The organism is Streptomyces sp. NBC_00122 (genome assembly GCF_045160845.1).
GTDB lineage: Bacteria > Actinomycetota > Actinomycetes > Streptomycetales > Streptomycetaceae > Streptomyces.
In genome coordinates, this window is the sequence record NZ_CP108191.1 from 6,285,196 (window position 1) to 6,297,841 (window position 12,646).

9 protein-coding genes and 3 pseudogenes are annotated in these 12,646 nt (G+C 70.3%); 5 read left to right on the forward strand and 7 right to left on the reverse strand.

The annotated features are described in order from the left end of the window. Positions 1-47: 47 nt before the first annotated feature. Positions 48-323, forward strand: coding sequence for an acyl carrier protein (locus OG737_RS28605; protein ID WP_405677194.1), 276 nt, complete (start codon positions 48-50; stop codon positions 321-323). Further along, the gene (locus OG737_RS28610) at positions 320-1,609 is read left to right on the forward strand and encodes a condensation domain-containing protein (RefSeq protein ID WP_405677192.1); all 1,290 of its coding nucleotides are present in this window, start codon (positions 320-322) and stop codon (positions 1,607-1,609) included. The genes OG737_RS28605 and OG737_RS28610 overlap by 4 nt, the downstream gene beginning before the upstream one ends. A 105-nt stretch (positions 1,610-1,714) precedes the next feature. On the opposite strand, the gene OG737_RS28615 is transcribed toward OG737_RS28610, so the two are convergent. Then, on the reverse strand, positions 1,715-2,908 hold the full coding sequence (locus OG737_RS28615; protein ID WP_328929097.1) for a transposase: 1,194 nt from the start codon (positions 2,906-2,908) through the stop codon (positions 1,715-1,717). A 372-nt stretch (positions 2,909-3,280) separates the two neighbouring features. On the opposite strand from OG737_RS28615, the pseudogene OG737_RS28620 reads away from it, so the two are divergent. Beyond that, positions 3,281-3,466 (forward strand): annotated as a pseudogene (locus OG737_RS28620) (Chromate resistance protein ChrB); the annotation flags it as partial. Here OG737_RS28620 and OG737_RS28625 read toward each other — a convergent pair. Together OG737_RS28625 and OG737_RS28630 are read right to left on the reverse strand one after the other, a co-directional pair. After that, on the reverse strand, positions 3,397-3,894 hold the full coding sequence (locus OG737_RS28625; protein ID WP_405681305.1) for a transposase: 498 nt from the start codon (positions 3,892-3,894) through the stop codon (positions 3,397-3,399). The pseudogene OG737_RS28620 and the gene OG737_RS28625 overlap by 70 nt on opposite strands. A 189-nt stretch (positions 3,895-4,083) precedes the next feature. Next, positions 4,084-4,380 (reverse strand): hypothetical protein, encoded by a 297-nt coding sequence (locus OG737_RS28630; RefSeq protein ID WP_328929098.1) that lies wholly within the window; start codon positions 4,378-4,380, stop codon positions 4,084-4,086. Between the two features lie 342 nt (positions 4,381-4,722). On the opposite strand from OG737_RS28630, the pseudogene OG737_RS28635 reads away from it, so the two are divergent. Next, a pseudogene (locus OG737_RS28635) lies at positions 4,723-4,941 on the forward strand (transposase); the annotation flags it as partial. 235 nt (positions 4,942-5,176) lie between these two features. Here OG737_RS28635 and OG737_RS28640 read toward each other — a convergent pair. From OG737_RS28640 to OG737_RS28650, 3 genes are all read right to left on the reverse strand, one after another. Beyond that, entirely contained in the window at positions 5,177-7,084 is a 1,908-nt protein-coding gene (locus OG737_RS28640; RefSeq protein WP_405922146.1) for a copper resistance CopC/CopD family protein, read from the reverse strand. A gap of 315 nt (positions 7,085-7,399) precedes the next feature. Further along, a complete protein-coding gene (locus OG737_RS28645) occupies positions 7,400-8,128 on the reverse strand; it encodes a DUF1775 domain-containing protein (protein ID WP_328929100.1) in 729 nt (242 codons plus the stop codon). Between the two features lie 1,026 nt (positions 8,129-9,154). Next, positions 9,155-10,429, reverse strand: a complete 1,275-nt coding sequence (locus tag OG737_RS28650; protein ID WP_405922147.1) for a PucR family transcriptional regulator — start codon at positions 10,427-10,429, stop codon at positions 9,155-9,157. A 495-nt stretch (positions 10,430-10,924) separates the two neighbouring features. On the opposite strand from OG737_RS28650, the gene OG737_RS28655 reads away from it, so the two are divergent. Beyond that, positions 10,925-12,262, forward strand: coding sequence for a lipase family protein (locus tag OG737_RS28655; protein ID WP_405922148.1), 1,338 nt, complete (start codon positions 10,925-10,927; stop codon positions 12,260-12,262). 65 nt (positions 12,263-12,327) lie between these two features. Here OG737_RS28655 and OG737_RS28660 read toward each other — a convergent pair. Continuing rightward, positions 12,328-12,618 (reverse strand): annotated as a pseudogene (locus OG737_RS28660) (hypothetical protein); the annotation flags it as partial. Positions 12,619-12,646 lie beyond the last annotated feature (28 nt).

The following is a 12,646-nucleotide window of genomic DNA, read 5'->3' on the forward strand; positions in this document are numbered from 1 at the left end:
AAAGTCAATCAGCAGTGTCCATTCATGTCAGGTACGAGGAGATGCACATGCCGGCGCAGGAGATGACCGATGCGGTCGAGCCCGTCAGGGATTTCGTCAAGAAGTTCATCACGGAAGAATTGCTGAAAGGGCAGGAAGAAGTGGAAGATGATACTCCGCTGATTGAATGGGGAATCCTCGATTCGCTCTCCGTCGCCCGGCTCGGTGGATCCATCGAGAAGCATTTCGATGTCGTCATCCTCGGAGAGACACCCATAGCGGAGAAGTTCCGAACCGTGGACACGATTTGCGCCTTCGTCTCGGAACTGAGGGTCGCCCGATGACCGCGGAACTGCCCCTCTCTCTGGCGCAGACCGGGGTGTGGCTCGCGCAGCAGCTCAACCCGGACGAGCGCTCGTTCAACATCGCCGAGTACTGCGACATCGAGGGCCCCGTCGACCCGGTGCTGTTCGAAGCGGCGCTGCGCGAGGTCGTGGCCGCCACCCCCGCCCTGCGCGCCCGTTTCGGCATCGGCGCGGAGGGCCTGTGCCAGTACATCGACGACACGGTCGACGTGACCTTGCACTGCTTCGACCTCGTGGACGAACCGGACCCGCGCGCCGCGGCCGAACGCTGGATGGCCGACAACCTGGCCGAGGAGTACGACCTGGCTACGGGCCCGCTCTTCACGTGGGCGCTGTTCGCGATCGGGCCCGAGCGCACCCTCTGGTACCGGGCGGCGCACCACGTGGCCGTCGACGGCTTCGCTTTCGCACTGATCGCCTCCCACGTCGCGGACGTCTACACCGCGCTGGCCACCGGTGCCCCCCGCAGCCCCCGTCCGCCGGGCACCTTGGAACAGGCCATCGCCGCCGACACCGCCTACCAGGCCGGGGAGGAGTTCGCGCAGGACCGTCGATTCTGGCTCGACCGGATGGCCGGGTGGGGAGAGGTGGTCGCCCTGACCGACTGGCACCCCACCCGCACCCAGGCCTCCCACCGCGAATCCGGCCACCTCGCACCCGCGGACCTCGATGCCCTGCGCTCGGCCGCCCGCGACCTGGACGTCACCTGGCCGGAGGTCGTCATGGCCGCCGTCGCCGTCTGGCTCCACCGTGCGACCGGAGTCCGGGACCTGGTCGTCGGCCTGCCGGTCACCGCACGCACGGAACCCCTGCTGCGGCGCGTCCCGGCCATGTTGACCAATGTGGTCCCGCTGCGCTTCGAGCTGAGCCCGGAACTCGACTTCGCCTCGGTTGCGGCCCAGGCCTCGGACCGTCTACGGGAGGCAATGGCGCACCAGCGCTATCCGCAGGAGCGTCTGGTGCGGGAGCTTCCCGCCCTGCCCAGTGGCAGAAGGCAGTTCGGCCCCGACATCAACATCATGTCCTTCAACTACGGCCTCGGATACGGGGGACACCCCGCCACGGTGCACAACCTGCGCCCGGGCCCCGTCGACGACCTGACCGTCAACGTGTACGACCGCATGGACGGCCACGGCCTGGACATCGTGCTCGACGGCAACGCGGAGCTGTACGCCTCCACCGAGATCGCTGCCCATGTCGCGGACCTCGTCTCGCTGCTGTCCTCGGTCGCCGGACTCCTTGAGGCGGATTCCATCACGTCCTGAGCGGGCCGCACGCGCGCGATCCAGGGCGCGGGTCGATTTCGCACAGGGCGGCGCGCACCGGCGAGCCGCAGAGGGGGAAGCCGCAGTTTGGCGCCCTGCCGGTACTCAGGCGAGGCCCTGCCCGGCCGACACCCCGGTTTCCGACAGGCAGCGCGCCGCGTGCGCCACCGAAGCCATCGTCACGTGCCGGTGCCACCCTGACAGTGAACGCCCCGCGAAGTCCCGCAGCCCCACCTCCTGCGCGCTGCGGGCCGAGGTCGCCGACACCCGGCCCATGTGCTTCGTCAGCCGTAGCAGCGCGGCCGGGGTGAGCGGCGCGGGCTGGGTGAGGTCGGTGAGCCACAGCTGCGAGGGCGCGCGGTGTCCGTCGGTCCATTCGCCCAGCAGGGTCAGATGCCGGCGCCGCGCGGGCGCGGGGTCCGGCATCATCACCCGTACGGCGGCCACCAGTGTGGTGCGCGGCCGTCCCGGGTGTATCGGGTCGGCCCATTTGACGGGGGTGCGGAGCGTCCTCACCTTCTGCAGCACCTCCGAGGCCGTCACGGCACCCGCACCGTGGCCGGGCAGCGCCGGGTCGGTCACCAGCAGCCGCGCGTCCGGGCTGACCCGGGCCAGTACCGGAAGTCTCGCATCGGCGAAACGATTCATCGTGGAGCGGGTGCCGATGTTCTGAATGTCCAGCAGTACCGGCCGCGGAGGCAGCCCGACCTGCCGCGCAGCCTCCAATATGCCGGTCACCGCGCACTCTTCGTAGGTCTCCCCGAAGCCGTCGCCCTCTTCCTCCGGGAGGTGCAGCCGCCACCCCACCGGGGTGACCACATCGGCCGACGTGAACCAGATTCCGAAGGCCTGCTGCCCCCGGAACATCTGCGCGCGCTGCGGGTCGTACTGCCGCCCCACTCCGACGGAGTGCTCCCCGCCCTTCGGGATCGCCATGGGCTGGACCACCCACGCGGTCAACGGGCAGGACTGCTCCAGATACTGGGAGAGCGCGGTACGGATCGGCCGCCAGTCCCAGGTGGACCCGGCGATGAAATGGTGCAGGCTCTGATCGGTGGCGGCCCCTCCGATCTGCTGCGCGATGTTCCGGATCGACTTGCGGCCGGGGGTCGCGAGCAGCCCCTGTACGTATTGCAGTCCCTTCTCCCGCTGGTCCCGGCGCCGTAGCGAGGTCAAGACCGCTCCGCACAGATCCTCCGCCGCCTCGTGGACGCGGCTGCCCGGTGCGGCGTAGGCGCCGGCACCGGGACGGGGCCGTGGACGATTCTGCAGATGGCTCCTGTGGGTGGTGCTGCTCACGCTCTTCCCCTTAAAGCATTGTGAGTTTCTCTTCACGACCCCGGTGCCGACGTGTTCTGCCTCGTGGTGCCCCTTGGCCCCGAGCGCCGTCGGCCGGGATGAAACGAGGGATGATGGTCGGTCAACCAGTCGTTTCTGAGCGGTCGTTGCCGGTCCGTTTCGGGCAGGCTGGTGATCGCTGGGACGAGACCCTAGTGGCTACGACCTGCGGAATCAACCATGGTTGATCGGCCACATCTGTAGTTGATTTCCGGAGGGTGTCCGTCTAGGTTCTTGTTGGGTCCAGCATCCGAACACCCGGGCCCGTCGCCTTCGGAGCGTCTGATCGCCGGGCGGAGGTCGTGGAAGGAGGGGCGCTCGGGGAGCCGTCAGGTGACCTGGAAGTTGCCCATCATCGCCGGGCGCGACACCGCGTACGGCGAAGTCGTCGAGCGAGCCCCCGAACTCCTCACGGAGCTGAAGCAGGAGACCGCCCGGGGCAACGCCACCTACGCCGAGGTAGAGGAGTCCGAGGCCGACCTCGAACGCTTCGGCAAGTGGCTGGCCCTGCGCTCCGTCGTACGGCGATCCGGAATCGACGCGGTACGCGCCCAATGGCCCGGCACCGACGACGGCTTCGCCGCCCTGGCCCGTCTGATCGGATTCCACCGCGCGGGCAACACGCCCCGAGCCGACTGCGACCCGCACAGTGCAGGCCCTCGGGGCCGCTCGGGGCCGGAGCGGCGCCCGTCGCGCATCACTCCGCGGCTGGGGGCCGAGGCCTCGAACTTCGAGCCGTCGACGGCGAGCACAGCCACCTCGACCAGGCCGGCCTCGGCGCAGAGGCCGAGCACCTGGCCGAAGAGGTGGGCGAGGGCCTCCGGGTGGCGGACCCGGAAGCGGGCGATCGTCCGTCGTCGGGGGGCCTGGTGTGCGCAGATCGCCCTGAAGGCGACGTTCTCGCGGCCGCGGCGCTCGATCCCGCGCGAGGCGAGCAGGGGGAACATCGTCTTCGGCTCGTGGGCAGCCCGGCCGTGCCCGTCGGAGCGATAGGCGCCGCTGTCAGTCGCGCAGGTCAGGGGCTGCAGGGCTGCAGCAGCGGTCGGTCTCGATCGCAGGTGAGGAAGTTCTGTGGCTTGCCAGATGGTCCCCAACGGCCTGGACAGCGCAGGTTTGTGTGACAGCCTTCTTGAGAATCAGGTGCCAGAGTTGTCGACGAACCCCACGATATCGAGGTATTCGATTTTGGGCCGGACGCCATAAATCCCCGTCACCTTGTCGACGAGCTCCTCCGTGAAGAAGGAGCGGCCTTTCTCCTCGTCATCCCACACGTAGAAGTTCTTTGCCTGAACGCCGTCTTCGTCGAGCATGAAGCTCTTGAAGCGAAGGCCGGCCATGCCTTCGAACGGTCCGCGGAGTTCGCCGGCAACCTTTGCGAGAGTTGAACGATCGAACTTGTCGGTCTGCGTGAAAGTCACGAGCACGCCGATCATCGGGCCTCCTATCGATTGGGTGAGCAACGGTCGATCGAGTGATGCTAGCGGCGGATCCTAGTACACGCGGCCGGAAATTCTGGTCGTTGGGCCGCGAGTCGGAGGTGCGGCTCGCGGTCGGCGATGCGGGCCAGGAGCGCGTCAGGATTTGCATGTGTGAACGCCCGCTCGGACGGGTGGGTGATTTGGCGCACATCGTTCCGGCCAATACGTGCGGCCGCGCCTACCTGGCACGTATCGAGTCGTGATCAATTTACGGGATTTTGCCCTCGCTCCGAGGTCTGATCCGGTAGGTCATCTCGCGTGACGCGAATGCAACTGACCAACCAATAGTGGGAGTTCATTGGGCCGTACCTGCCGATTGGTGAATATGGCCCGTACCCCGAGCGGTTGCGCCAGAGTTCGAGGGCGTGATCTGGCGGTTCAAGACGGGCGGGCAGTGGCGGGAGATGCCGCAGGAGTTCGGCGCCTGGCCGACCGTCTCCCATCGCTGCCGGGGGTGGCGGCGGCGACGGCGTGTTCGAGGCCCTGCTGGAGGGACTGATCGCAGGGTCGCACCGGCCGCCGTGGGCTGCACGGATGCCGCGGCATCGGGTCCGGTACCTCCGCCGCAACCGGCGATCAGCAGCGCGCAGGCGGCGGCCAGGACGGGAGCGATGAGTATGCCGCGCAGCCGCACACCGGCGTTACGGATGGGGACCGGCTGGGGTGCATGAGTGATGTGTGCATGGCCCGTTGGGGCCTCGCGCACGGAGCCCTCCGTGGCCGGGCGCATGGGCCATCGCCACCGTGGTGGCTACGTGATGCGCACGGCCCCGTGCACGGTGACCTGGTCGATATCGGAGGTGCGCACCGTGAGGTCGATGGCCCACTCACCGGGCATGGGTAGCCGCAGGTCGTATGCGGCCCAGTACCCCTTCTGGTTGTTGAGCTTGGCGTCGAGCGGGCCGATTCCCAGGTCGCGCTGGGTGAGCGTGAGGCGGAGTTCGGGAACGGTGGCGAGGCCGCCGTCCGCGGTGTACACGACGGCTTCGACCGTGTTCTCGCCGACGCGTCCAGGGGCCAGCGTGATCTGGACCTCGCCGCGGTGGTTGGCCGTCCCCATGTCGAACGGAAGCGTGACCACCTTCACCTGCGGCTTCTGCACGATGGCCACAGAGGCGCCCTCGGCGGCTGCTGCGCGGCTGGGTTGGGTGCCGGTGAGCAAGGTGGTGATCGCCAGGACCACCACACCGAGTACGGCTTCGGCCGCCACGTTGCGGCGTAGGCTGCGGCGGTACCGTGCGGCCTCCGCGACGGGCGGCCCGACGGCATCGCCCGCCCGGCCTTCGGCGCGGGCATCGGGCCCCCTGCTCAGGCCCGTCACCTCCGGGGGCCCGGGCGCGCCGACCATCTGCGCCACTCTCACCTCCTCGGGCACGGGCGCCCTCGGTGTCTCCGCGGCCGGCACCGGTTCGTGGAGGAGGCGGGCGGTCCACCGGCGGGAGAAGGACGCCACGTACAGCACGAGCACCACGACGGCGACCTTCACGATGAGGGTCCTGCCGTACGACGTGGTGGTCAGCGCCTCCCATGAACCGACCTGTCGCCAGGACTGGTACACCCCGGTGCCGACCAGAACGGCGACCGCGGTGAAGGCCAGCGTCGAGAAGCGGCCCACCGCGGACGCGGGGACGTCGTGGCCGCCGGCCCCTCGGTCTCGCAGGGCGATCACCAGCGTGACCAGGCCGCCCAACCAGACTCCCATGGCCAGCAGATGGAGCGCGGCGACCGGAACGGCAAGCGGCACCTGGAGCCCGGCGGAGGCGTGTTCGGCGGCGGCCCAGGTGAACGCCAGGCCCGCGGCGAGCACCGCCCCGGCCAGGCGGACCCGGGCCCCGGGATCAGGCGGCTGCGATCCGTCATCATGGCGGGCGAGTGGCACGGCCGGGCGCCACAGCATCACCGCGGCAGCCACGAGCAACAGCGCGAGCCGTGCGATCAGTGCGACCCCGGGCCTCCCGGTGGCGGTTCGGCCCAGCTGAGCCAGGTCGAACGCCGACGTCAGCCGGTCCGCCGTCTCGTACGGGCCGCGCAGGAGGAGCAGGGCCACGGTGGCCACTGCCAGGGTCGCCCACCCGGCAACCAGCAGCCGCCGTACCGGGCGAAGCTCAGCTGCCGCGGGCCAGCACACGAGGATGAACGCGGCCGCACCCACGAGGAGGGCGAGGCCGCTGTAGGCGACGTAGCGGAAGAAGCCGTAGAGGCGGCCGACTGCCGAGTCGTCCGGTGAGCCCGTCGCCACCGCGGCGGCAGTCTCGGAGGGCTTGCCGATGGAGAAGGTGAACGCGCCCGAGATCGGGTGGCTGTCGGCGGAGACGACCCGCCAGGCCACCGTGTAGGTGCCCTGGGGCAACTTGTCGGACAGCTCCACCCGGGCTGTGTTCCCCTTGCCGTCGGCATGCTGTGCAGGGCGGGGGTTCACGCGTTCGTTCGCCGGTGACAGCACCCTGAGTGCGTCGTCGGGGAAGCTCACCGACTCGGTGAACGTGAGCGTGACCTGGCGGGGCGGTGTGTCGAGGACGGCTCCGTCCGCGGGATCGGATCCGCTGAGAGCGGTGTGTGCGAGGGCGGGGCCGGCCCCGCCGAGCAGCAGGGCGAGTACGGCGCCGACCAGTGCCAGGACGGTCAGCGGCTTCCTGGCAGGAGTTGAGCCTGTGTGCATGACGGGCGGTCTCCGGGGTGGCGGTCGTGAGCGGGGGCCATGGCCACCCGGGACTCGATCGTGCGGAGGGGCAGTCGGACGGTGTGGCTCACGGGAGGCGACACGGCGGACTCAGGCAGGGCAGGGACTGATGACGAGATGGCGACCATAGTGCTGCCGGACGGGGGACTGAGCCGGTTGCGCAACTTCGGCTAAAGCCGGGTACCGGAGTCTCGGATCGGGCGTTCTCCCTGTACATTGCATCCGCTGTTCGGGCCGGGCTCCGGTTCTCCCGGCGGGCCGGCGCAAGCCCTGCACGCGCCCCTGCCGCTTCGGTCAGGCCCGGCTGCGGCTGCGGCGCAGCCACCAGAAGGCGCCGACGGTGGCCAGCGCCACGACGGCCGCCACCACGCCGAGGATCGCTCCGGTATTGCTGCCCGCATCCTTCTCGTTCGTGGCCTCGGCGCTCGCGGCAGCGACGGGAGCAAGAGGAGCCGCCGTCGACGGCTGCACGGACGGGACGGCGCTCGGCGTCGGCGACGGGCTCGGGGCGATCGGCTTGGCCCCAGGGGCCGCTGCCTTCAGCTCCAGCACGGGAGCCGGGTTGTCGACCTTCTGCCCGTCGGTGGGCACCTCGATCCAGCGGGAGATCTTTCCGTCGCTGTAGGTCTCAAGGGTTTTGAACGCCAGGGACTTCTCGTCGGGCAGCTGGCGCACCGTGATGCTGTACTCGGCATCGGTTCCCGAGGCCAGGGCAGTGCCACCCACGCTGTACCCGTCGGGGGTGGCCGTCAGCTTCCACTCCTTGGGGGCTTCCTTCAGCGTGACGGCGTCCGGGGTGATGCCCTTCGGGAGGACGACCCGCAACTCCGTGATGCCCGCGGTGTCCGACTCGGCCTCGGAGGTGAAGGAGAGTGTGACGTTCTCGGCGAGGGCGCGCGAGTCCGAGGCGGTGACCTCGGCGTGCGCGGCGGCCGGCCCGGCGGTAACGCCGAGGACCACCAGGGCGCCGAAGGTTGCCAGGCCCAGGCTGCGGAGACGGGGGCGGGTGTGTGTTCCGGTCATGATGGAGGAACCTCTCGGTACGAGGGGCGGGCTTCACCGCGCAGGGGTGCTGCCCGCCGGGATCAGGGGAACGTCTCCCGCGCACGCGGCAGGAGGCCCCCGACGTACCACCGCGTGACAGAGCGTCGTCGTGACCGCCGGTCGTACGGCGAGATCGCTGTGAGGTACGGGTGCGGTCCGCCGGCGCGGGCCGGGCCATGGCCGGCAGAGGGCGCCGAAAACAGCGGCGGCAGCCGCGACGGCCCTCTGGCCCCACCGGCCCACCGTCTCCGGCAGGCGGCTGAGCGCCTGATCCGCGCGGTACATGAGCAGAGCCATCACACATGTGGCCACGCCATGCGCTGCCGCCATCGCCCACATGCTGTGGTGTGCGGCGTGCATGATCTGTGGCACTGCTGCGTGAGCTTCGGCGTGTCCGTGGAACACCGGATGCCGCACGGACAGAGCCCGGTGCAGGACGAGTTGGGCGGCGCCGGTGGCTGCGACCACGTGCCACCAAGGCCGGGATGTCCGCGTGACGAGCCACGACAGGGCGAAGGCGACCGCCGCCCCGCCCGCCACCCGCTGCCAGGAAACCGGGTCTCCCGCGGCCAGATGATGACCTACGACGGCCAACGCCGAGCTGAGCAGGGTGAACACGGCAGCCCGCAGCCACCGTCCGCTCCGCCACTCGGGCTGCGGACACGAGCGCATCCCTGCACGGGCTCCGGTCATGTCCGGCTCATCATCCACCGGCTCTGCCGCCGTCAGTCCGCAACTATCAAATGTGGAGCAGCTTTCCGGATCGGCTCCGATGCGGCGGGGTTTGGCCGGCACCGCACTACGCGAAGGCCGCCCTTGCCCTGCCTGCGGTCCTTGCCGCCGCCGTACCGAAGGATGCCGGGCCCGGCAGCAGGGGGCCGCCGGACCCGGGGGAGGGCTCGCCCGAACGCCCTCGTACCCCGGTCAGGCCGCGGGGCCTCGCCGTGCCGAAGAGGACCCCTGCGTGGCCCTGCACTCCGCGTTTGCCCAGTGTGGCGAGGACGCTCAGCCGGTGTCGGGCTCGCCCCGTCGTACGGCGTCGTGGGCAGCCAGTGCGGCGTGCAGCGTCAGCAGGTCGGCGCCCCGGGCCGCGTCCAGTGTGGTGAGCTCCGTCGCCTTGCGCAGGCGGTAGTCCACCGTGTTGGGGTGGACTAGGAGCCGGGCGGCGGCCCGGCGCCGGTCGAGGCCGCAGGCGAGGAAGGTGCGCAGTGTGTCGAGCAGTTCCGGGCGCCCGGCCAGTGGGCCGAGCAGCGCGGCGAGCCCGTCCCTGGCCCGGCTCGGGCGGCTCAGCTGGTACTCCAGCAGCACATCGTCGAGGAGGTAGAGTCCGGGCCCCCGGCCGGATGCCTCCGCCACTCTCCGTACCTCGCCGACCATCCGGGCGGCGTCCGCGACGCCGTCCGGCGCCGCCGCGGCCGCCGCCACCAGCAGCTCGGCGCCGCACATCCGACCGAGCTGCTCGACGAGCCGCGTGAGCCGCTCCCGGTCCGCGGCGGCGAAGCCGGCGGCCGGCGTCTCGTACGGGATCAGTACCAGCCCCCCGTCGCCGGACAGCACGGACAGTGGGACACCCGCTGTCTGGCGCTGCAATTCGTTGCGCAGCCGCCGGAGTTTGCGGCGAGCGGCGACAGAGTGGTTCACGCCGGGCCGCAGCTCATCCGGGTGCGGTCCGATCGCGATGCGCAGGACGAGGTAGGAAGGAGGCAGCCGGATGCCGGCGCGGTCGGCCGCGGCCTGCGGGTCGCCGCCCTCCAGCAGCCGGGACAGCAGGGACTGTCGGGCGACCTGCTCGTCACCGAGGGCCGCCTGCCGCTCTTGTACGTACCCTGCCGCGACCGCGCAGCTCACCTGCCGGAGGTAGCCGAGCAGCCGGCGCTGGACCAGCAGCACGTCCGGCAGGTCGCCCGGCTCGGCCGTCGAAAGGACCTGGGCCGCGCACTCCTCCGCACCGAAGTGGTAGGCGCCGACGACGGCCTCCAGCGGTACGCCCTCGTCAGCGCGCCGAGCCGATGACTCGCTGATCCTCGCCAGTTCGGCCTCCTCCGGCAGCTCGCCGCTGCGCAGCACCTGGATGAAGGCCCGGATTCCGCGGTCCACTTCCTTGGTGATCTCGCCGCGGAGCTGTTCCGAGGGCAGTGCTCCGTAGGCGGGCAGCTGCTCGACGAGCCGGGCCATCACCGCGGGCGCCAGGGCCGGCGCGGCAGCCAGAAGCCGCTTGTGGACCGGGATGCCGCCGAACTGCGGTCCCACCGCGCTTTCCGCGGGTTTGGACTCGGTCACAATCCACCTCACGTATCTCTGTTGTACAACCCGGAGACATCGCTCCGTCCCGCCCCCATTCTGGTTACCGGGACGTTACTTACTAGTTGGTAACACGCCCGCCCGGTGGATCGCCAGACGCGTTCCGACCCAGACCGCATCTCCACCGGATCCCCACGCCCCCACCCGCACCGGAGGACCGCCGTGCCCGCGCAACAGGCCGCCGCGCCCCCACCTGATCACGCCGCCTCCCTGCCGGGGCGACCCGCGCCACCTGATCGGTGCGCATTCCACGGACCGGAAACCTGAGCACACATCAGGCCCGGCACACGGCGGCCGATGGACCGCCACGGTGGCGTTGCTGCGCCCCCACCGTGGCGTTGCTAGGCCCCCGCGGTGGCGTTGTCCGGAACGTCCAGTTCCGGTCGGTCCACCAGACCGCGCGGAGCAGCCACTTCGCTGACACCTTCCCTCTCCGACAAGTCCAGCGATCCCATTCCACGATTCGGGGGAGTCATGCCCAAAAACACTGTCCGTCTCCTGGCCACCGCCCTTGTCGCCGCGATGGTCGTGACCGCGGCTCCGGCGGCCACGGCCGCCGCGGCCACGCCGTCGAGTGCCACCGCGAGCGATCCCTTTTACGCCTACACCGGCAACGAGCCCCTGTCCTCGTTCGCGCCGGGCACCGTGCTGAAGACGAGGACACTGCAGTACCACCTCGTGGGCCTTCCCACGCCGGTCACGGCGATCCAACTGCTCTATCGCACGACCGACGCCCAGGGCCGTCCGTCCGCCAACGTGACCACGGTGGTGCGCAGCCTGACGGGCGATGGCAGCAAGGCGGTGTCCTACCAGTCGTTCTACGACTCGCTCAACCCCGAGGACGGCCCGTCCCGGGCCATCGCCGGTGACCTCAGCCTGGGCGGCGTCATCGCGAACGCCGAGTCCGTCTTCCTGGCGCCGCTGCTGCTGCAGGGCTACAACCTCGTCATCCCGGACACGGAGGGGCAGACCGCCAACTTCGCGGCCGGCCCGGAGTACGCGACCAACACGCTGGACTCGATCCGCGCCGCGACCAGGTCCGCGGAGACCGGCATGAACCCCGACACCAGGTTCGGCCTGATGGGATACTCCGGCGGCGCCATCGCGACCAACTGGGCGGCCGCGCTCGCACCGTCCTACGCGCCCGAGGTCAACAGCAAGCTGGTGGGTTTCGCCGAGGGCGGTCTGCTCGTGGACCCGGCACACAACCTCAAGTACGTGGACGGCTCCCTCGTGTGGACGGGTGTCATCCCCATGGCGATCATCGGCGTCTCCCGGTCGTACGGCATCGACCTCAAGCCCTACCTGAACAGCTACGGCCTGGAGGTGTACGAGAAGCTGGAGCGCGGGTCGATCGTCGACGCGCTGGGCCACTACCCCGGGCTGACCTGGAAGAAGCTGGCGAAGCCGCAGTACGCCGACCCGAATTCGGTGCCTGCCTTCGCCGAGGCGGTGAACAGGATCAACCTCGGCTCGGCGCCCACCCCGGCCATCCCGGGGCTCATCGCGCAGGGCAACGGGGGCGTCCTGGAGGGAACCTTCAGCAACCGCCCGGGCATCGGCACCGGCGACGGGGTCATGGTCGCCGGAGACGTGCGGGCACTCGCCCGGCAGTACTGCGGGACCGGCAACGGGTCGATCAAGTACCAGCAGTTCGACCTGCTCAGTCACGTCGGCGTGCCCGTCGTCTGGGCACCCCTCGCGATGAGCTGGCTGGGCGACCGGTTCGCGGGCGGCAACGCCCCGTCCGACTGCGGCCGCATCCCCGCGGGCAACTCGCTGGCGCCGGAAATTCCGGTGCCTGCATCCTGACGCCTCAGGCACCTCGGACCCCGCCGCAACAGATTCCGCGGCGGGGCCCCGCCGGTGCCGGTCGCTCAGCCCACGCGTTCGATGCGTGCTCGTCGGATGAGGTTCTTGCCGGGTTCGCGGACCTTGTCGAAGGCTGCGTTGTTGAGGAGGACGCAGCTGCCGGACGGGCCGTTCACGGTCACGGTGGTGGCTTGGCCGTTGTCGAGGTTCGTGACCTTCAGCTTCGTTCCCACGGGGAAGGTCCCGCTGGTTGCCGCCGGGGCTCCCGCCTGGCCCGACAGTGTCACGGTCGATCCGGGGCAGACCACTTCTCCGGTGGCCGGGGGTGCCTGTCCGGCTGCTGCGCCGGGTGTGCTTGTCGCGCTGGCCGGGGCGTCGTTGCCG

What these genes read in the sequence shown, in the direction of transcription:
- OG737_RS28605 (WP_405677194.1), top strand. Translation starts at nt 48, where the DNA reads ATGCCGGCGCAGGAGATGACCGATGCGGTCGAGCCCGTCAGGGATTTC.
- OG737_RS28610 (WP_405677192.1), top strand. Translation starts at nt 320, where the DNA reads ATGACCGCGGAACTGCCCCTCTCTCTGGCGCAGACCGGGGTGTGGCTC.
- OG737_RS28625 (WP_405681305.1), bottom strand. Translation starts at nt 3,894, where the DNA reads ATGTTCCCCCTGCTCGCCTCGCGCGGGATCGAGCGCCGCGGCCGCGAG.
- OG737_RS28630 (WP_328929098.1), bottom strand. Translation starts at nt 4,380, where the DNA reads ATGATCGGCGTGCTCGTGACTTTCACGCAGACCGACAAGTTCGATCGT.
- OG737_RS28640 (WP_405922146.1), bottom strand. Translation starts at nt 7,084, where the DNA reads ATGCACACAGGCTCAACTCCTGCCAGGAAGCCGCTGACCGTCCTGGCA.
- OG737_RS28645 (WP_328929100.1), bottom strand. Translation starts at nt 8,128, where the DNA reads ATGACCGGAACACACACCCGCCCCCGTCTCCGCAGCCTGGGCCTGGCA.
- OG737_RS28655 (WP_405922148.1), top strand. Translation starts at nt 10,925, where the DNA reads ATGCCCAAAAACACTGTCCGTCTCCTGGCCACCGCCCTTGTCGCCGCG.